Genomic DNA, 19,182 nt, shown 5'->3' with positions numbered 1-19,182 from the left:
GAAGCAATTCTGGGTTTAACACGCGGTGGCAGTTGACCCCATGAAGTAGTAAAATCTACCGAGTGTCTTGTACTCCACGGTATGAGACGAAACTCTAGAGACGTCCTAGGAGGACACACTATGGCAAAGGCAAAGTTCGAACGTACTAAGCCACACGTTAACATTGGTACCATTGGTCACGTTGATCACGGTAAGACCACCCTCACTGCAGCAATTTCTAAGACTCTGCATGAGATGTACCCAGATCTGAATCCTGCATATGATTTCGATCAGATTGATTCCGCTCCTGAAGAGAAGGAACGCGGTATTACTATTAACATCGCTCACATCGAGTATGAAACTGAGAAGCGCCACTATGCACACGTAGATGCTCCAGGTCACGCTGATTATGTTAAGAACATGATTACAGGTGCTGCTCAGATGGATGGCGCTATCCTCGTTGTAGCTGCTACCGATGGTCCTATGGCTCAGACTCGTGAGCACGTATTGCTCGCAAAGCAGGTTGGTGTTCCAAAACTTCTCGTAGCTTTGAACAAGTGCGATATGGTTGAGGACGAAGAACTCATCGAGCTCGTTGAAGAAGAAGTTCGTGACTTGCTCGAAGAAAATGGCTTCGATCGCGATTGCCCAGTAATCCGTACTTCTGCATACGGCGCATTGCATGACGATGCTCCAGATCATGAGAAGTGGGTACAGACTGTCAAGGATCTCATGAACGCAGTTGACGAGTACATCCCAACTCCAGTTCACGATCTCGACAAGCCATTCTTGATGCCTATCGAAGACGTATTCACTATTTCTGGTCGTGGTACCGTAGTAACCGGTCGTGTAGAGCGCGGTCGTCTTGCTATCAATACTCCAGTTGAAATCGTTGGTCTTCGCCCAACTCAGGAAACTACCGTAACCTCCATTGAGACCTTCCACAAGCAGATGGACGAAGCAGAAGCTGGTGATAACACTGGTCTTCTTCTCCGTGGTATCGGTCGTGAAGATGTAGAGCGCGGTCAGGTTGTAGCTGCTCCTAAGTCCATCACTCCTCATACCAAGTTTGAGGCTGAGGTTTACGTATTGACTAAGGATGAGGGTGGCCGTCACTCGCCATTCTTCTCCAACTACCGTCCACAGTTCTACCTCCGTACTACTGACGTTACTGGTGTTATCACTTTGCCAGAAGGCGTTGAAATGGTACAGCCTGGTGATCACGCAACCTTCGGCGTAGAGCTCATCCAGCCTATCGCTATGGAAGAGGGTCTTACCTTCGCAGTTCGTGAAGGTGGTCGTACCGTTGGTTCTGGTCGTATCACCAAGATTGTTGAGTAGTTTTTACTTGGTACAAACTGCTTGATTAGCTTCGGCTGATTCAAAGAGGTCCTAAGGGTTTTCTTTAGGACCTCTTTCATATAAAAATATAGAACTCTATAAAAACGTCAGTAAGCCCCAGAAATAGATAAAGAAAGAAAGGCTTCTGTGCAATAAGAATGAAGTAGTCCAAGGTTGAAACTACTCACTCGTGAAGGTAAAGCTCTGGAAGTGCTGGAGCGCCTGCCTCATATGCGGATAGTAGATGAGTACGGATTCTTTGAATTGCGCTATATATATCGCTATTTCGTATCGAGATGTGTGAAGAATTTACTGACTGAGTTGCACGATTATCATGAAGTGCAGATAGACTTTCGAGTGCGACGTCAAGCTCAAGAGATGCTTTGGTTGGCATGAATATCTCTGTAGCAGGATCATCCACGTCAGAATGGATATCGTTAAGGTTGTCAGTAGCATATATTCGTTTGCGCGGGTCACGGTAGTTCTTTGAACGCGAAGCAGCAGTTGCGTAGCTTTCAGAAAATTGAGCTGCGCTGTGAGCCAAAGACATAAGTTCATCTTGGCTAGTTGAGCGAGCCGCAAGCGTTTCATAAGCAAATCGCAGTTTGTCTTCTGCCAGTGCAAGTTGTTGCAAAGTTTGTGCACGAAGATATGTAGGATGCGTGCCATTGTGTTGTAGATATGTTTCTTCGCTATTGCTATCAGCTGTTAGAAGAGTGGCTAGTATAGGCTCCTTATTCGATTCATAGAGGGTAATACTGCTCTTAACCACTCCTTCGCTCGTGCGATGTGCACAGGCGAGAGCGACATCCATCCATCGCTGTGAGGCGAAAAACTTGTATATATGAGAAACAAGCCTTGTGGGAGCATATGTAGCAAACGTAGAAAAATTCTGAGCTTGAAAATAAGCGGTATCGCAGGTAAGTATTTGCGCATTATCAGTTTCATTTGGTGTCGCCAAGGCAGGGGAAACAGTAAAAGGACAGGTAGCAAAACTAGAGATGATAGTGATACTACACAGTGAGTTCATAAGCAGTCTTGCCCAGAAACTCTGTTTTCCGCCACGATGTGATTGAAATTCCCCTGTAACCATACTTGTTATACTATCAGGATGCTGATAGCCCATTACGGGTGAATCCTTTTGGGCAAATGAATAAACATTAAAGTCGATATATTTCGGTAGAATAGTACTCACTCAAAACAAGAAGGCACACGAGATTCGTGTGCTTTTTATAACTTCATATAGGAGGTCTCCACTATGGAACAACTTGATTTGTCAGCGATGCATCGACTTGCGGCTGAGCAGGGCATCGAAGCGGAAACCTTAGATGAGGCGTTGTCTCAGGCACTTCGTCTTGCATATCTTAAAACACCTAAAGCTGCAAAGCATGCACGCGTGGAACTTGATGACCGTGCGGGTACATTTACTATTTGGGCTCAAGACGAGATTCCTGTAGAACCTACAGAAGAGAATCCGCATCCGCGCCCTGAATTAGGCGATGAATACGATGATACGCCGACGGATTTCGGTCGCGTTGCTGCAGCAACTGCTCGCCAAGTTATCTCTGGACTATTCCGTAAGGCTCAAGACGATAAGATTTTCGGCGCGTTCTCAGGCCAAAAAGGTCAGATTATAGCGGGAGTTATCCAGCAAAATTCGCGTGACTCGCAGAATATTCATGTGGCAGTAGGAGATGTAGAGGCGATTCTCCCACGCCGCGAGCAGGTTCCAGGAGAAGTTTACCGCCATGGCGAGCGCATTCGCGTGTATGTAGTGAATGTCGCACGTGGACTTAAAGGACCGGAAATTATCGTTTCGCGCTCTCACCCAGAACTTGTCCGTAAGTTGTTTGAACGTGAAGTACCGGAGCTTGCTTCGGGGGCAGTGTCGATTATGTCTATCGCTCGCGAAGCCGGCGCGCGTACGAAGATTGCTGTCCGGGCTAATACTCCGGGTATTAATCCAAAAGGTGCGCTCATAGGTCCATCTGGCAATCGTGTGCGTGCCGTGATGGAGAACTTGGGCGAAGAGAAGATTGATATCGTTGACTGGTCAAATGATCCAGCAAAATTTGTGGCTGCGGCGCTCTCACCAGCACATGTAGTAGAAGTTCACGTAGTGTCCGAGAAGAGCCAGACCGCCATTGCGTTGATAAAGGAAGACCAACTATCTCTTGCAATTGGCAAAGAGGGACAGAATGCTCGTTTGGCTGCGAAGCTTACTGGCTGGAAGATTGGTATTGAGTCAGTTGAATCTCAGGCTGCGAAGAGCGAGGTTTCTCGCGAAGCGTAAGTCGTAGTTGCGCTAAGTCGGAATAAACAGTTTACAGAAGAAGTAAAAAGCAGTGATGAAACGCCCGAGTTCATCCATACTTATGGGTATGATAGGAACGTTTAAGGCAAGAAATCACTGCTTTTGAGACGAGGTAATACGATCATGGTTTCCGAACGATGAGACAGGATACGTTAACCCTACTCAAATAAGCGCTGCGCAAGTTCTTACGCGGCGCCAGTAAAGGAGAAATAGTGGCAAAACCACGCGTACACGAACTTGCAAAGCAATTCGGTGTAGACAGCAAGACTGTTATGGAAAAGCTCAAAGAGATGGGCGAATTCGTAAAGTCTGCTTCATCTTCTGTCGAACCACCAGTGGTTCGCAAATTGAAGGCCGCGTTTGAAACGGCTGATAATAATAACGATAAAGATGCTGGAAAGGCTCGCACAACGTCTCATACGGCACCAGCACCTGCAAAGAAAACTTCTCATACGGCAGCTACGAAGTCTGCTGATGCTTCAGATTCAAAGACGGCTAAGGTCAAGGCGCCATCTCCGCGCACTGCCGTTGCTCGTGCTGCGATGTCGTCAGTAAATCCTGCTGCAGCTAAAGCAGTAGCAGCTGGTACGGCTGCGGCTAAAAAACCAGCAAAGAAGAATGCTCCAAAGGCTAAGTCTGCTCCAGCAGCACGTTCTGGAGCAAAAGGCGAAAACGCAACCGCAGGAATACCAAAGCCAGTACGTCGTCCTAATGGTGCACCACGCCCAGGAAACAATCCTTTCATGAGCAAGCAACGTATGGCTACTCCTACTCCAGGGGATATCCCACGCCCACATCCTATGAGCCGTCCAGGCATCAAGCAGGACGGCAATGGTGAGCGTCGCGGTCGCGGCGGACGTCCAGGACAAGGTGGCTCAGAGCGTCGCGGTCGCGGCGGACGTCCAGGACAAGGCTCTCCACGTCCGGGGCAAGGAGCTCAAGGCGCAGGTCGTAGTGGAAACGGCGGCAGCAAGTGGGGTAACCGCTCGGGCGCTGGTGCAGGAGCGTCGCACGGTAGCGGTGGCTCCCGTTCGGGTCGTTTCAGCGGTAGTGCTCCTAGCGGTCCAGCTCCAAGCAACGGTCCATCTCGCGGCGGTCGCGGTCGTGGCGGTGCTGCAGGCGCGTTTGGACGTCAAGGTGCGAAGTCTTCTAAGTCTCGTAAGGCAGCTCGTCGCGCAAAGCGTCAAGAGTTCGAAGAAATGAAAGCACCAGTTATCGGTGGCGTACGTATCCCATCAGGTAATGGCCAGACAGTTAAGCTACCACAAGGCGCAACTCTTTCGGATCTTGCTGAGAAGATTAATGTCTCTGCAGCAAATCTCGTAACGGTCCTCTTCCACCTAGGAGAGATGGCTACTGCAACTCAGTCATTGGATGCGGCAACTTTCGAAATCCTCGGTGAAGAAATAGGCTGGAACATCAAGATTGTTTCTGCTGAAGAGGAAGACCGTGCACTTTTGCAGCAGTTTGATATTGATTTGGATGCAGAAGCTGACGAAGAAAATCTCGAGTCTCGTCCTCCAGTCGTCACTGTCATGGGTCACGTCGATCATGGTAAGACTCGCTTACTTGATACCATCCGTCAAACGAACGTTATTAAGTCTGAGGCTGGCGGTATCACACAGCGTATCGGTGCATACCAGATTCATGTCACTTTAAACGATATTGATCGCCGCATCACATTCTTGGATACGCCAGGTCACGAAGCGTTTACCGCTATGCGTGCTCGTGGTGCAGAGCTTACTGACGTGGCTATCTTGGTAGTTGCAGCGGATGATGGTGTGATGCCTCAGACTGTAGAAGCTATTAACCATGCTCAGGCGGCGAATGTTCCAATCGTTGTGGCAGTAAACAAGATTGATGTTGATGGTGCAAATCCTGAGAAGGTGCGTGGACAGCTTACCGAATTCGGCTTAGTTCCAGAAGAGTACGGTGGAGATACGATGTTCGTCGATATCTCTGCAAAGCAAGGAACCAACATTGATAAGTTGCTTGAAGCAGTTCTTTTGACTGCTGATGCAACTCTTGATTTGCGTGCAGATCCTACGATGTCTGCTCGAGGCGCAACGGTTGAAGCTCGCTTGGACAAGGGTCGTGGTGCTGTAGCAACAGTCCTCGTTCAGCAGGGTACGCTTCGCGTGGGAGACTCCATCGTTGCTGGTAAAGCTTACGGTCGTGTTCGTGCTCTCTTGGACGAAAATGGAAACAATCTCGATGAGGCAACTCCGTCTCGTCCAGTAGCAGTACTCGGATTAACTTCGGTGCCTACTGCAGGCGACCTCTTCCTCGTCGCATCAGACGATCGCGCTGCTCGCCAAATTGCTGAAAAGCGTGAAGCTTCTGAACGCGCTGCACAATTGGCACGTCGCCATAAGGTCGTCTCTCTCGAGAACCTCAAGGAACAGTTCGCAAAGTCTGAAGTTGACATGCTCAACGTAGTCATTAAGGGTGACTCCTCTGGTTCTGTGGAGGCACTGGAAGAATCCTTGATGAAGATTGAGGTTAGCGACGAAGTCGGCATTCAGGTCATTCATCGTGGTGTAGGTGCTATTACACAGAATGATGTCAACCTTGCAACTGTTGATAAGGCAGTCATCATCGGATTCAATGTTCGTCCATCACGACAAGTGGCTGATTTGGCAGAGCGTGAAGGCGTTGACGTGCGCTACTACTCCGTCATCTATAAGGCAATTGAAGAAATTGAATCCTCGTTGAAGGGCATGCTCAAGCCTGAGTATGAAGAGGTCGTCACATCTCACTCTGAGATTCGTGAAATCTTCCGTTCTTCCAAGTTCGGCAACATCGCAGGTGTTAAGGTCGATGATGGTACCGTTAAGCGCGGTACAAAGGCACGCATTATGCGCGATGGTGTCGTCACCTTCAACGACCTTGAAATCTCCACGTTGCGTCGTTTCAAGGATGATGTCACCGAGGTCAGCGAAGGCTACGAAGCAGGTATCAACTTGGGTAACTTTAACGACATTCAGGTTGGCGATATTATTGAGACCTTCGAGATGCGTGAGATTCCGCGCTCATAGAGGGATTAAGATGACTACTTCCATACGAGTAGCATGAGGCTGAAGGCAGTCGACTACTAAGCCGACTGCCTTTGCCTGATTTTATCAGTGTATATAAAGCATAGTTAAGTAAATAAAGGACTTTTAATGGCAGGAACAAATCCTCGCGCAGTGCGGATTGCTGGATTGATACAGCGCATCATTGCTACTGCGCTTGAAAAGGATATTCATGACCCTCGTCTGAGGGCAGTAACGATTACCGAAGTACGTGTGACGAACGATATGCAGCAAGCACGTGTATTTTGGACCATTTACGGAGATGCTGGGCATGAGGAAGGTCAAAAGAAGCGTGCAGCGCAGGCATTGCGTCAGGCACAGGGACGTTTACGCTCTATGGTTGGTCGTAAGGCAGGTTTGCGTTTAACTCCGGAGCTTTTCTTCATCTTTGATACCCTGCAAGGTCAAGCCGCAGAAGTTGATGATGTGCTTGTCGTTGCTCGTAAGCGTGATGAGGAGCTTGCGAAACTTCGTGAGAACGCACACTATGCCGGGGAGGCAGATCCTTACAAACATAAGGATGAGGAAACGGACAACTCACAGTCAACTGCGCACGTCGTATTCGACGACTTTGATGATGACTTCGACGTGAATATCATCTTCGACGATGACATAGATAAGAGCGGGGACAGCGAAGACGGCGAAATTGTGAGCGATACGTCAGCCGTAAGTAGTGATTCCAAAGATTCCAAGGAATAAATCTATGCTGAGCAGCGGAGTCATTATTGTCGATAAACCTCAAGGTGCAACGAGTCATGATGTAGTAGCAGCATGTCGCAGTCTGCTCCACACGTCAAAAGTGGGACATGCTGGTACGCTCGATCCGATGGCAACAGGAACCTTGGTCGTTGGATTTGGTAGCGCGACACGTCTACTTAATGCGATTGTGGGGACAGATAAAACCTATATCACAACTATTCACCTTGGAGATTCCTCAACGACTGATGACGCCGATGGCGAGATTGTAAATCTTAGTGCTGAGCAGCGTGTAGCTGTCGATTTGAGACTCGCAGCAATAACGCCTGCCGATATTTATAGAGAAGTTTCACAGCTTACGGGTGCCATCGAACAGATACCGAGCACTTACTCTGCGAAGAAAATCAATGGAAAGCGTGCTTACGATCTTGCTCGCCGCGGTGAGCACGTTGAGCTTAATTCTCGCACGGTGACGGTTTCCGATTTCCATGTCGAGAGTATTCGTCGTATGGAATCTGGGCATATCGAAGTAGATGCTCAGATTACGTGTTCAGCGGGAACATATATTCGAGCACTGGGACGTGATTTGGGTAGCGCACTTGGCGTGGGTGGGTATTTAACGATGCTACGTCGCACACGTGTGGGCAAATTCTCTGTGAATGATGCGAAGACTATCGTATTTGAAGCACGAGAGCATGAGTTTACTGATAAAACTGGTGCTAGAGTTAAACGCGTGAAAGCATACGCTCCTACAGATATTCGTGACGGTGCGAGGTTGTCTCAAAGCATCATTACTCCTGCGCAGGCGGCGACTCTTACTATGCCGACATATAACCTCACGCCTCAACAAGCAATCGACATTAGTTTTGGGCGCCCGCTCAAGGTTGCGTTGGAAGAACTGTCTGCAGCACTGTATGACGGTCATTTGATGGCACTTATCGAACCGTGGAAAAATAACACTCAAGCAAAGCCGACAACGGTCTTTATCACGGCGGCAGATTTAGCTGCGCTCATGCAAGCGTAAATGAGTATAGCTAGGTATAAAGAGCTAGCCATAAACTTAAGTTGAGAAAGCGCACATATAAGAGGATAGAAGAATGGAAATTATACGTCTTGAACCAGATGCACAAGGTATGGTTGATTGGCCGACTTTAAGCAATGATAAACGTGCTGTAGTGACTATCGGTACTTTTGACGGTGTCCATAGAGGGCATCAGGCAGTACTGAGTCGCGCAGTTGAGCTTGCGCACAAGCACGACGTAGTTTCTGTAGCGATTACTTTTGACCCACGGCCTCGTGTCGTTCATACATACGCTGCACAGCATCACGGTGAGCAACTGGCGTCGGCACAGGATTATAACGATACTGAGGCTCTTATGGGGCTTACGAGACGTTTAGAACTTATCGAGGCACAGGGCTTTGACTATGCGATAGTTGTGCGATACACATTGGAGTTTGCAGCTCGCACTTATATCTTTTTCCTTGGGCAGCTCGTAGGTAAGCTTGGCATGCGCACACTTGTCCTCGGTAATGATGCCACTATGGGTAAGGGGCGTGAAGGAAATATCAAGGCCATTGAGAAGCTCTCTCAAGCGACAGGCGTATTCGAGCTTGAGGTTGTCGACGATGAAGGCTCTGGACCTCTTTACCTACCACGAAAAATGCAGTATGTAGTACCGACTCAAGCAGGGGAGCCGAATAATCCGCTGAAGAGTATGTCAAAAGCACAGCTTCGTGCGTGGAGTAAGAAGAATAACGGTGTACCAACTCGTGAGTATTCGTCCACCATGGTACGTTTTCTCCTCACACGCGGTATAGTTGCCGATGCAGCACATATACTTGGACGTGCTCACTCCATTGACGCTGTCGTTGAACACGGGCAGGCACGTGGGCGAGAACTCGGCTTCCCGACGGCGAATTGCGGACAAATTCAAGGACTTATCCCCGTAGAAGGCGTATATTCCGGATACCTGACCGTGTTGGAGAGCGGCAAGCGCTACAGCGCAGCGATATCAGTGGGTAAAAATGAAACTTTCAATGGAGAAGCTCGCACGGTAGAAGTGTACTGCATCGATATACCGCAAGACACGACGTTCGACGTGTACGATAAAGCAGTTCGTGTAGAGTTTACTCATTATCTACGCCCACAGGTGAAGTTTAACAGTGTGAATGCACTCGTTCAGCAGATGACTCTAGACGTAGACAATGCGCGAGAACTTAGTGAAAACTTATAAACGCTATAAAATTTATAGGTTCCTAAAGTAGCTAAAGAACTCCTGAGTCTCAGGGTTTGTAGACTCATCCATGACTTCTTGTGGACTGCCGTTCTCGATGATATGACCGCCACGCAGGAGTACAATGCGGTCGGCTGCCTTGTGTGCAAAACTCATCTCGTGAGTTGCCATAAGGATAGTAGCACCCTGTTCCTTAAGCTCCATGACCATGGTAAGTACCTCGCCAACGAGCATAGGGTCAAGAGCAGAAGTAATTTCATCAAGGAGAAGCATCTTAGGATCAGTCATAAGTGCTCGTACTATTGCTACGCGCTGCTGTTGTCCACCGGATAGGCGGTCTGGATATGACTTTGCTTTATCAGCCATGCCGATGCGCTTGAGCAGATTCATCGCTTTATCAATGCTCTCCTGCTTATCTTTTTTGAGGACGTGCACGGATGCGAGAATGATATTGTCAAGTACAGTCATGTGAGGGAAGAGATTGAACTGTTGGAATACCACTCCGATGCGTGCACGTATATCATTTTCACGCGCACGAGGATCTGTAATATCAGTGTCCCCGAGCCAAATTTGACCGTCGTTGACATGTTCGAGAAGATTAACGCACTTCATCAAAGTTGATTTACCAGAACCAGAAGGTCCAAGGAGTGCTACTACTTCATGTTCATTGACATCAAAGCTAACATGGTCGAGGATGAGGTTCGTTCCATACGCTTTCGTAACGTTGTCGAGACGAAGAACGGGTTGTGATGATAAACGAGAGTTTTCCATTTCCATTAAACAATGCCTCCATTCAATTCACGGCTACGCAGACGAGCGGAGTACCAGTCATTTAAAAGAATGAATGGGATACTCATCAAGATGAATGCTACTGAAGCTACGACATAGGGAGTAAAATTATACGTTTGCGCCTGCATAGTTTGTGCCGCACGGATGGCGTCCACAGCTCCCAGTGTAGAAATCAGGCCGACATCTTTTTGCATAGAAATAAAATCATTCATGAGAGCAGGAGCTACTTTGCGTAAAGCTTGAGGTACAACGACAAGGTGTAGTGTTTGTAAGTTTGTGAGGCCAAGTGAGCGTGCGGCAGCGCGTTGCGAAGGATGGACATCATTAAAACCTGCGCGTAGAACCTCCGCAATATATGCCGAATAGCTCAAAATAACGGCAGCTGTACCGAGGATAACGGGATCTATACGAGTCTTAGGGAATAAGCCTGGCACGCCAAAACCAATGAGATAGAGGATAACGAGCATAGGAATGCCGCGCATGATTGTGGTGTAGAAAGCGGCGAGCCAGCGCAAAGGCAGCATGACAGCGCTACGGCTTGTGCGTATCATGGCGAGAAGAGTGCCGATGATAGCCACACCTATGACGGCGAATACAAGGACCTTGAGATTGAGGAGTAGTCCTTGAGCGACTGTAGGGATGGATTCTACGAAAACTTTGCCATTGAAGAAGGATCGCTTAACGTCTATCCAGCCAGGAGAAAGCCGAAGAGCGGTAGCTACCACAACTGCAAGCACAAGTGCGCTGACAATGCTAGTAACTACCGACTTCAAACCCTCTGATTTACGATATTGCTCACGTTCAAGCTCTACAGCACTGACTGCGGAGGAGTCGAAAATAGCCATAACTATACCTTAATGGTCAAAGAAACGTCGTAAGAAAGCTACAGAAAACGAGGGGCAGGCTTACTTGAGAACGGTAAGCTCGGTGTACTCAGAAAGCCACTTCTTCTGAAGCTTATCCAAAGTTCCGTTTTCCTTCAATGTGTTGATAGCTTTGGTTACCTTCGAAGTGAGCTTAGAACCCTTAGGAAGGACGATACCCATACCTTCTTTATCTTCAGAATTCGCAATCTGACCAAGAACTTTGCCGTTGGATCCAGCCTGCCCAGAGTTCACCATGTTTACAGCGGTAGGAGTGTCTACGACGAGTGCATCAATCTGTCCAGAGGAAAGTGCTGCTACGGCGTCATCGTTATTGTTATAAAGCTTAATGTCGTCCTTAATATCTGCTTTTGCCACAGTAGCAGAAGTGGTGCCAGACATGGAGCCTACAATTGCCGACTTTAAAGCGTTAAGAGACGTTGCCTTAGCAAATTTGTTGTCAGATTTGACGATGATAGCCTGTGTCGTATTGAAGTAAGACGGGGAGAAGTCAACAGCCTGCTTGCGTTCCTCGGTGATAGAGAACTGCTGAATGTTCATATCCCAGTCCTTGGCACCAGGAGCAATTGCAGAGTCAAAAGTGGTACGAGTCCACTTCACGTCGGACTTCTTATACCCGAGCTGATCAGCCACAGCGTAAGCGACTGCAGCTTCATATCCTTCGCCAGACTCTGGCTTGTTGTTGAGTACCCATGGAGTATACGCTGGCTGACCTGTAGCGATCGTAAGTTTGCCATCGGTGACAGTCTCAGAACTCGTAGAAGAGGTACTTGAACCGCATGCCGCTGTGAGAGCAAGCAAAAGTGCTGTAGTACCTGCGAGGATAGTACGACCAAGGTTTTTCTTGTTTATCATGTGGAGTTTCCGACTTTCTTAAGTTTCTCTCAATAATCTGCATAATCAAGCCTAACTTTAGGCATGGTACAAACAGGGCACCATATGAGATAAAAGTGGATATATCTGTTTGATAAATGGACGTGACTTCTTAGACTTGAAGGCAACCGACAAAGGCAATTGACAAAATCAGACAGACAAGGAGAAGTATAGAATGTCACAGCATGAAGAAGAAGTAAAGCACAGCGTCTTCGGCTTTGGTGGTGCAAATGACGCGTATGCACGATATTTCACTGGTGAAAGCTTCTTGAAAGGTCTTGTATCCGCCCATGACAATATTGACTGGAATATGGCTCAAGTGTCTTTCGAACCGGGATGCATCAATCATTGGCATGCGCATACTGACGGTTATCAGGTTCTGATATGTACAGCTGGTCAAGGTTGGGTGCAAGAAGAAGGCAAGGAAGCTGTACGTATGGTGCCGGGGGACGTGTATGTCATCCACAAAGGTGTCAAGCATTGGCATGGCGCTGGGAAAGATAGTTGGTTTTCTCATATCGCAATTACGTGTGGGGCAACCAAGTGGTTTGAACCTGTCGATGAAACGGAGTACACAGCGTTGGAAGATGCTCAATAAGCTACACGAGAAGACGAAAAACATGTAAAAGGACTCGAAGTAAAGAAGTAAAGGAGATATGTCATGACACGCGACATCAAGCAAACGGCAGGACGAGCGCAACTTGGGGAATTTGCTCCTCAATTTGCTCAAGTTAATGATGATGTGCTTTTTGGTGAGATTTGGGCAGATGAAACCTTGGACTTGAAGACACGGTCTACCATCGTGATTTCAGTTTTCATGGGACGTGGTCTTGTTGATTCATCACTTCGTTACCATCTAGAAACGGCGAAAAAGAATGGAATCACGCGTGAAGAGATATCTGCCATTATCACACAGGCAGCATTCTATGCTGGCTGGCCGGTCGGATGGGCAGTTTTTAACATGGCTAAAGAAGTGTATGAAGCTGACAAGTAAGACCATTCCAATTTTTTATAAGCCACTGGTCATGGGAACTGATAATCAGCGTTCCTGGCCAATTTTTTAATGCCGATTCGAGTGACTCGATGCCGTCGAGATCAAGATAATTTGTCGGTTCGTCAATGAGGAGAAGTGAAGGACACTGGGCGGCAGCAAGTGCTATCTGCACACGCCGTTGGTTTCCTTCTGACAGAAGACTCAATGGGGTAGTCCAATATTGAGCGTGCAAGAATCCCTTGCCCTTTTCGCCGATGCCATTGTGCCATGTTTTTTCATCGATGAGCTCATCGGTTGGCTGAGGAAGAGTTTGCGGGATAAAGACGGAGCTTTCTGCGTTGACGACTCCCCGTGAGTTCGGCGTAATAGGGCGACGCTCATGAACCCACCGTAGAATAGTCGATTTTCCTGCACCATTAGGACCGGTCAGAAGGAGATGTTCACCGCTGCGGACGTCAAAACTGACGGGAGCTAGGCGTCCAGGTACTTGAGCATCTGCTACGTGTACAGATATTCCACGAGTAGTGCGTCGTGGTAGGGGTAGCTTGAAGATGAGTTCGTCATAGCGAGGTTTGCGAATCTCTGATTTTTCAATGGCAAGAAGACGTCTGGTATCGTCATTTTTTCGACGTGTGGATACTGCTTGTGCACGGTCAGCGAAAAACTTTTTCGATACAGACTGCTCCGATTTGCTGTTGAAATTTTTATGGACGACATGTTCTGACTCATGCTTATGAGAGATGAGGTAAGATTTCTCACCATTTTGCTGCTCGTAGGCAGTTTGATGGCTGAGCTTCGCTTGCGCTTTATGCTCAAGATAGTCTGAGTACCGTCCGTTGCACCGTACTATTCCGTTAGCTGATGTGTCAGGATGAAGATAAATCTGGAATGGTTCGGTATCGAGGTCAAGTATAGCCGTCGCAACCTTTTCGATGAAATCACGATCGTGACTCACGAAAAGGACTGCTCCATGCCAATCATGTACAGTTTCGATGAGGTATTCCCGTGCTGTGGCATCGATATGATTTGTCGGTTCGTCAAGGATAAGAACGTCGGGGTGGGAAAGTATCACGGAGGCAAGTTGGACACGCGCTTGCTGACCCGGAGACAGAGATTCTAATGAGCGCGATATATCAATATGATCCACGTCAAGTCCTGCGAGAACTTCATGAATATGAGCATCAATATTCCACGAATCACGCTGTGTGGCTTGTGCGAGAAGAGCATCATATTTCTCGGATAATTCAACACGTGATGGCTGATCGGCGATCTGCATGGCGACATCATTGAATTCAGCGATAATCATACGATCGTGTGCAGTAGCAGTCTCAAGGATATGGCGGATGCTCTCATCACGATTTACTTGCTGAGGAGGCAGAATGGACGAATCAATGCGCCCGCTATCAGGCTCGAGCTCATGGCGCGCTAGACGTAGCAGAGTCGTTTTTCCTGCACCGTTAGGCCCCACGACGCACAACCTATCGGTGTCCTCACACGTGAAAGACACATTTGTCATAATGGTGCGTGAAGGATATGAAAAATTAACGTGATGGAAAGCGAGCACTGGCAAAGAATTCCTTAGTCTATAACTTCAAAACCGTCATACGTAAAACCAGGAGAAACTACACAAGAGACGAGTGTATCACCATGTGCGGGGAGCGTACGCTGCCATTGACCAGCTTTGACCAAGAGTTGAGTCGTTGTCGCTTCAGGATGTGCTGCGTTAAGTGTCAGCGTTGTTCGAGTGGAGCGTAACTCTAACTCTCGAGGAGACAGCGACCTCGGATCCGTGTCGCACACCTCAATGTCAAGAGTTCCAGGTCCATGCCAGAGCCACAGCTCATCGGCATCCACGAGATGCCAATCGCTATAGTCTCCTGTGGGGAGCAAGAAGTAGATGAGCGAGGCGAGAGGACGAGGACCGTGCCCCTCGTGAGAAAATTCGAGTGGGCTCTGCCACGTACGCTTAAACCATCCACCTTCTGGGTGTGGCGCTAAATCTAAATGTGCGATGGTATCGTGCGCATAAGTGCTGAGTGCAGGAATCTGCGATTCATGTACAGGACGGGTAGGGTTCAAATCTCGCAAAGTAGCCTCCAATTTTCTTTACAGTTTGTGATTCTTGAGTTCTATAACTCGAATGCTTGGTCGTTATATGCGATACGTCCAGCGATAACCGTGGCGCGGTTTGTGCCAGAGCCTTTGCGTACGATGCGTTCGAGAGTATCTTCATAAGCTACGTCGCTACTCGTATCGACAGGAACGTCGAGGAATGCTAGGTCTGCTATGGCTCCAGCATTAATCTGACCGATTCGTTGCGCACCGACATTGAGTCCCATGACTTCAGCTCCACCAAGAGTCATCATGCGAATCAGCCGATGGCTTAAATCACTGCCGTCATATCCCTGCTCGCGAGCTAAATCGTAGAGCATAGAAATGTCGTCGAGTACGTCCAAACTCGGAGAAGAGGACAGTGAGTCGGTGCCAACGGCGACAAGATTTCCTTCACGCAGATATGCAGCGACAGGAGCGTCCTTTTGTGTGCACGTAATGCGATTGCTCCGCGGGCACAATGCTACGCCGACCCCACGCTGGCGCAAGATGCGACGGTCTTCAGCATTTGCGTATACTCCGTGAGCGATATGGATGTCAGGACCTAATGAGCCGAGATGATCAACAAATTCAATCGATGACGCATTCGCTCCTGAAGATTTAAGTTGAGGGTAACTGTCCCAGTGGTGTGAACGCCATGACCGCGAAGGTGGAGTATAAGAATCATCAAATGTGCCATTACTCTGAGCTGATTCTCCGGGGGTTTCGGCGAGATGGATGTGCAAGCGCATACCCATTCCACGTGCGAGGTCAGGTAAATCGAGCAGTGGAGCAGAATCGAGAGAGTATGGGGCGTGAGGGCTAATTCCTAGCTCGTTGACATCATACTGAGATAGCTGGGTTGGCCACGATGCGTGCATGAGCTGGTCGCGTAGCCATTCTGCGCCGTCTTCATGCCATGCGTCGTTCTGCCATCCCATAACTTCCCAGTATGTGATACCGTGAAGTCCTTGTGAGTGAAGTGCGCCTGCGGCCTCGAGATCTGTAGCAATATCAGCAGCAGCGGTAGTTCCATATTGCACGAGTTGCTTGGCGCCATCATAAGCCCATTGGCGCCACGGCTTTTCGTAAGAGTCATCATCGTAAATCGCGTCGAACGCCTTGCTCCATTCGTCAAAGCTTGTGTATGTGCCTTCGCCTACGGATGCCATTCCTGTATATTGCAAATGGGTGTGAGCATTGACAAGCCCCGGCAGGAGTACGCCTTTCCAGTTGTACTCAACGATGCGGTGATTATGAAGCGGGCCCTCTTGAAGGACATCAAGCACCCATCGACGTGTACCCACATGAACTACACGACCCTGATGAACTGCGACTGCACCATGTGCGATAGCCGGCGCGGTGACGGGGATGACGAGGTCTGCGCTGTAGACCTCTACAGTATTTAAGTGAGAAAACATCGGTGTCCTTATATCTTTGATGTCGCCTGTGTATTACAGGATATTAGCGAGCGTGCGCATCAGCAAAACGAGTATGTGTCCAGTCCGTTACCATACGCTGCTTGTCGTCGATAATAGTATGTCGTGCTTCTAAGGCAGAGCGTGCAATGAACTCATCAATGTCGTTATCCATACGTATCACGTGTGGCCCCAAAGTATCTTTCTGATTGATCAGCATACGTATGGCATTGAGTTGGACTGCGAAACTCATATCCATGATCTCAATGGGATTTCCATTGCTGATGGTGTAATTCATGCCATCAGCGCTTGCAATGAGCCGTGCATACTTACCATTGCCTAAATCAAGCTGAGTAATATCTTGAGCAGGTTCAATAATTTGGCCGGTGAGTGCCGTCAGTCCGTCAAGTGCGATTTCGTTGGAGATACCACCGATAACGCCAAGAACAGTGCCATCATTCACACTTTGCAATGCTTCCACGTCAAGAGTATGGCGTACACCTGTTGCAGAAATGATACAGTCGCTGATACGAATTGCGTGCTTGAGGGGTAGCACGTCGAAGCCTTCATATTGGGCTTTCAAAGCAGCAGTTGCGCTTTGCTCCACGATGATGACACGAGCTTTGAGTGAGCGCATACGACGTGCAAATCCGCGACCGACCGGTCCAAACCCGATAACCGCTATGCATGAGGAGCGCGTGGCGTAATCATCACCCATAACATTGAGGAGTGTCGTCACACACGTTTCTCCTGTGCCATGGACGTTGTCAAAACTCGTTTTCATCTGAGAATCGTTAGAAGCGATAACTGGGTAGGTAAGTGCTCCTGTATCTTCCATAGCACTGAAAGCGCGTACTCCCGACGTCGTCTCCTCAGCTACACCTTTGATATGAGATACAAGTTCAGGTCTTTCTATAGAGGCTAAGCGTGCAAAGCTAGCACCATCATCGATGATAATGGTCGGTTTGAGCTCATCAAGTAGTGCGAGCGCCCCCTCATGCTCTTGAGCAGGTGTCCAACGAGAGTGAGCATATACTTTAATGCCTCGAGTCGCGAGTTCATCGGCTATCGGCTGATGAACCTCTGCCGCAGGAGCATATACTCCCACTTGTGCACCAGCACGGTGAAGCTCAAGCAGAAGAACGGCAGTTTTTGGCTCAATAATGAGAGATACGGCTATGCGCTCAGAGGCAAGAATTCTAGAAGAGACAAACTCGTCGGTAATGTGACGGACTACAGGCATTCCGGCATATGCGCGTGCTATTTGCTCAGATGCTGAACGTGAAGAGCTTGATGGTTTATGTGATGAATGCCACATGAATTTCTCGCCATCGACGGTGAAGGAATCGCCGAAAAATTGGAGAGGACAGTCTTGTGCGTGGTCAGTAAAACGTAGTCCCCATTCTTGAGCCACGGCAAAAAAATCAGAGGACATATGCGAGCGGAAACTATCAGATAAGTAAGCGGTCGCACCAGCAATAGAACGATTTGTGGCCTGCGAAAGAGCGCGAAACACATGAGCTGTCGTGAGAAGGGACTCGTCGGTCATAATTATCCTTTACATCGTTTCTCACATTTTACACGTTCGACGTAACCACACTGTACTATGGCGACTATGACGACAATTGCAATCTTGAGTGCTCTTCCGCGTGAAATTGCCCTCGTTCAAGACGCCTATCCGGGAACCGTTATCAATGAGGGCGGTTTGGACATCATGCATTATCATAATGGCGATAATCATGTTTTTTCTGCTTTTGGAGGTATGGGGACCACAAATATTGCGGCTGCGGCACAAGCCTTACTCACCGTAGCGAGTTTTACTTCTACGACTCCTCAGGCCTTGCTCTTTACGGGAATCGCTGGAAATTTGAACGCGCGCTTAGGATTTGGCGACATCGTCCTTGCACGCTCGCTTGTGTACGAACAGACAGATACTGCGATTATTGCGCAGGATCCTCCCTATATGGAGTCGTTTAGCTCTACAGAGAAACTTCTCAATGAAGCGGCACAAATTTTACGTAGTCGCGGGGTATCTGAAGTAGCGAGCAACGAAGTATTCAATGATAGTGGCAGCGAGAGTGCGGCGAGAGCTATGTATACTGCTGACGGCATACGCTCAGTGACGCCGGATATCGACAATCACAGTGAAGCGCTCAACAATCATCGCTTCGTGATAGGGACGGTAGCTACGAGCAATCTCTTTAGTACAGATGCTGCGACTCTTACTGGCATTATCAGCGATGACAATGCGGATGCTGAAGAGATGGAAGGTGCTGCAGTTGCGCACGTTGCTGCCAAAAACGGTGTGGATGTGCTTATCACTCGTGCTATAAGTAATGACTGTGGCGAGTCATACGAACAGCTTGATGGTAGGGAAGATGACCTCAATGTAGCTGCAAGATTAGCAGCGCAGGTAACGATTGCTGTCGCAGATACACTACTTTCGTAAAGCTAGTATCGTGTAATACGCTATATGTGAGTTAGCTTGTATAGCA

At 48.4% G+C, this 19,182-nt stretch carries 17 protein-coding genes and 1 pseudogene; 9 read left to right on the top strand and 9 right to left on the bottom strand.

Translation table 11 applies throughout. From position 1 onward, the window contains the following. Positions 1–120 precede the first annotated feature (120 nt). Positions 121–1,320 carry an elongation factor Tu gene (gene tuf, locus ACFQY8_RS06275; RefSeq protein ID WP_377939036.1) on the top strand — a complete coding sequence of 400 codons (1,200 nt, stop codon included), beginning with the start codon at positions 121–123 and terminating at the stop codon, positions 1,318–1,320. 184 nt (positions 1,321–1,504) lie between these two features. Here tuf and ACFQY8_RS06270 read toward each other — a convergent pair whose 3' ends face one another. After that, complete coding sequence (locus tag ACFQY8_RS06270; protein WP_377939035.1) at positions 1,505–2,413, bottom strand: hypothetical protein; 909 nt, start codon at positions 2,411–2,413, stop codon at positions 1,505–1,507. 165 nt (positions 2,414–2,578) lie between these two features. Between ACFQY8_RS06270 and nusA the strand changes: the two genes are divergently transcribed. The 5 genes from nusA (at position 2,579) to ribF (ending at position 9,638) form a co-directional block, all read left to right on the top strand. Then, positions 2,579–3,613: a transcription termination factor NusA gene (gene nusA, locus ACFQY8_RS06265; protein WP_377939034.1), complete on the top strand. Its 1,035-nt coding sequence runs from the start codon at positions 2,579–2,581 to the stop codon at positions 3,611–3,613. Positions 3,614–3,846: 233 nt separating this feature from the next. Continuing rightward, positions 3,847–6,672 carry a translation initiation factor IF-2 gene (infB, locus tag ACFQY8_RS06260; RefSeq protein WP_377939033.1) on the top strand — a complete coding sequence of 942 codons (2,826 nt, stop codon included), beginning with the start codon at positions 3,847–3,849 and terminating at the stop codon, positions 6,670–6,672. A 126-nt stretch (positions 6,673–6,798) separates the two neighbouring features. Further along, complete coding sequence (gene rbfA, locus ACFQY8_RS06255) at positions 6,799–7,407, top strand: 30S ribosome-binding factor RbfA (protein WP_377939032.1); 609 nt, start codon at positions 6,799–6,801, stop codon at positions 7,405–7,407. 4 nt (positions 7,408–7,411) lie between these two features. Further along, the gene (truB, locus tag ACFQY8_RS06250) at positions 7,412–8,428 is read left to right on the top strand and encodes a tRNA pseudouridine(55) synthase TruB (protein ID WP_377939031.1); all 1,017 of its coding nucleotides are present in this window, start codon (positions 7,412–7,414) and stop codon (positions 8,426–8,428) included. Between the two features lie 73 nt (positions 8,429–8,501). Then, complete coding sequence (gene ribF, locus ACFQY8_RS06245; RefSeq protein ID WP_377939030.1) at positions 8,502–9,638, top strand: bifunctional riboflavin kinase/FMN adenylyltransferase; 1,137 nt, start codon at positions 8,502–8,504, stop codon at positions 9,636–9,638. A 12-nt stretch (positions 9,639–9,650) separates the two neighbouring features. Here ribF and ACFQY8_RS06240 read toward each other — a convergent pair whose 3' ends face one another. The 3 genes from ACFQY8_RS06240 to ACFQY8_RS06230 are packed head-to-tail and all read right to left on the bottom strand — an operon-like array spanning position 9,651 to position 12,166. Further along, positions 9,651–10,415, bottom strand: a complete 765-nt coding sequence (locus ACFQY8_RS06240) for an amino acid ABC transporter ATP-binding protein (RefSeq protein WP_377939029.1) — start codon at positions 10,413–10,415, stop codon at positions 9,651–9,653. Next, positions 10,415–11,272, bottom strand: coding sequence for an amino acid ABC transporter permease (locus ACFQY8_RS06235; protein ID WP_377939028.1), 858 nt, complete (start codon positions 11,270–11,272; stop codon positions 10,415–10,417). The genes ACFQY8_RS06240 and ACFQY8_RS06235 overlap by 1 nt, the downstream gene beginning before the upstream one ends. 60 nt (positions 11,273–11,332) lie before the next feature. Next, positions 11,333–12,166, bottom strand: coding sequence for an ABC transporter substrate-binding protein (locus tag ACFQY8_RS06230; protein WP_377939027.1), 834 nt, complete (start codon positions 12,164–12,166; stop codon positions 11,333–11,335). Positions 12,167–12,359: 193 nt separating this feature from the next. Here ACFQY8_RS06230 and ACFQY8_RS06225 point away from each other — a divergent pair, with 193 nt between their 5' ends. After that, a complete protein-coding gene (locus tag ACFQY8_RS06225) occupies positions 12,360–12,782 on the top strand; it encodes a cupin domain-containing protein (RefSeq protein WP_377939026.1) in 423 nt (140 codons plus the stop codon). 63 nt (positions 12,783–12,845) lie between these two features. Further along, entirely contained in the window at positions 12,846–13,178 is a 333-nt protein-coding gene (locus tag ACFQY8_RS06220; RefSeq protein ID WP_377939025.1) for a carboxymuconolactone decarboxylase family protein, read from the top strand. On the opposite strand, the gene ACFQY8_RS08060 is transcribed toward ACFQY8_RS06220, so the two are convergent. The 5 genes and pseudogenes from ACFQY8_RS08060 to ACFQY8_RS06200 all read right to left on the bottom strand — a co-directional run bounded on the left by ACFQY8_RS08060 (position 13,150) and on the right by ACFQY8_RS06200 (position 18,236). Continuing rightward, entirely contained in the window at positions 13,150–14,133 is a 984-nt protein-coding gene (locus tag ACFQY8_RS08060) for an ATP-binding cassette domain-containing protein (RefSeq protein ID WP_449224241.1), read from the bottom strand. The two genes, ACFQY8_RS06220 and ACFQY8_RS08060, sit on opposite strands and share 29 nt — an antisense overlap. A gap of 81 nt (positions 14,134–14,214) precedes the next feature. Further along, positions 14,215–14,685: pseudogene (locus ACFQY8_RS08055) on the bottom strand (ATP-binding cassette domain-containing protein); the annotation flags it as partial. A gap of 71 nt (positions 14,686–14,756) precedes the next feature. Further along, positions 14,757–15,266 carry a cupin domain-containing protein gene (locus ACFQY8_RS06210; RefSeq protein ID WP_377939023.1) on the bottom strand — a complete coding sequence of 170 codons (510 nt, stop codon included), beginning with the start codon at positions 15,264–15,266 and terminating at the stop codon, positions 14,757–14,759. 41 nt (positions 15,267–15,307) lie between these two features. Beyond that, positions 15,308–16,690, bottom strand: a complete 1,383-nt coding sequence (locus ACFQY8_RS06205; RefSeq protein WP_377939022.1) for an amidohydrolase family protein — start codon at positions 16,688–16,690, stop codon at positions 15,308–15,310. 43 nt (positions 16,691–16,733) lie between these two features. Continuing rightward, positions 16,734–18,236 (bottom strand): adenosylhomocysteinase, encoded by a 1,503-nt coding sequence (locus tag ACFQY8_RS06200; RefSeq protein WP_377939021.1) that lies wholly within the window; start codon positions 18,234–18,236, stop codon positions 16,734–16,736. Between the two features lie 66 nt (positions 18,237–18,302). Here ACFQY8_RS06200 and ACFQY8_RS06195 point away from each other — a divergent pair, with 66 nt between their 5' ends. Continuing rightward, positions 18,303–19,136, top strand: a complete 834-nt coding sequence (locus ACFQY8_RS06195; RefSeq protein ID WP_377939020.1) for a 5'-methylthioadenosine/S-adenosylhomocysteine nucleosidase — start codon at positions 18,303–18,305, stop codon at positions 19,134–19,136. Positions 19,137–19,182: the final 46 nt, after the last annotated feature.

The organism is Alloscardovia venturai (assembly GCF_042676605.1).
Lineage (GTDB): Bacteria > Actinomycetota > Actinomycetes > Actinomycetales > Bifidobacteriaceae > Alloscardovia > Alloscardovia venturai.
The sequence above is the reverse complement of the archived record's forward strand: the minus strand, read 5'-3'. Positions and strand labels throughout refer to the sequence as shown.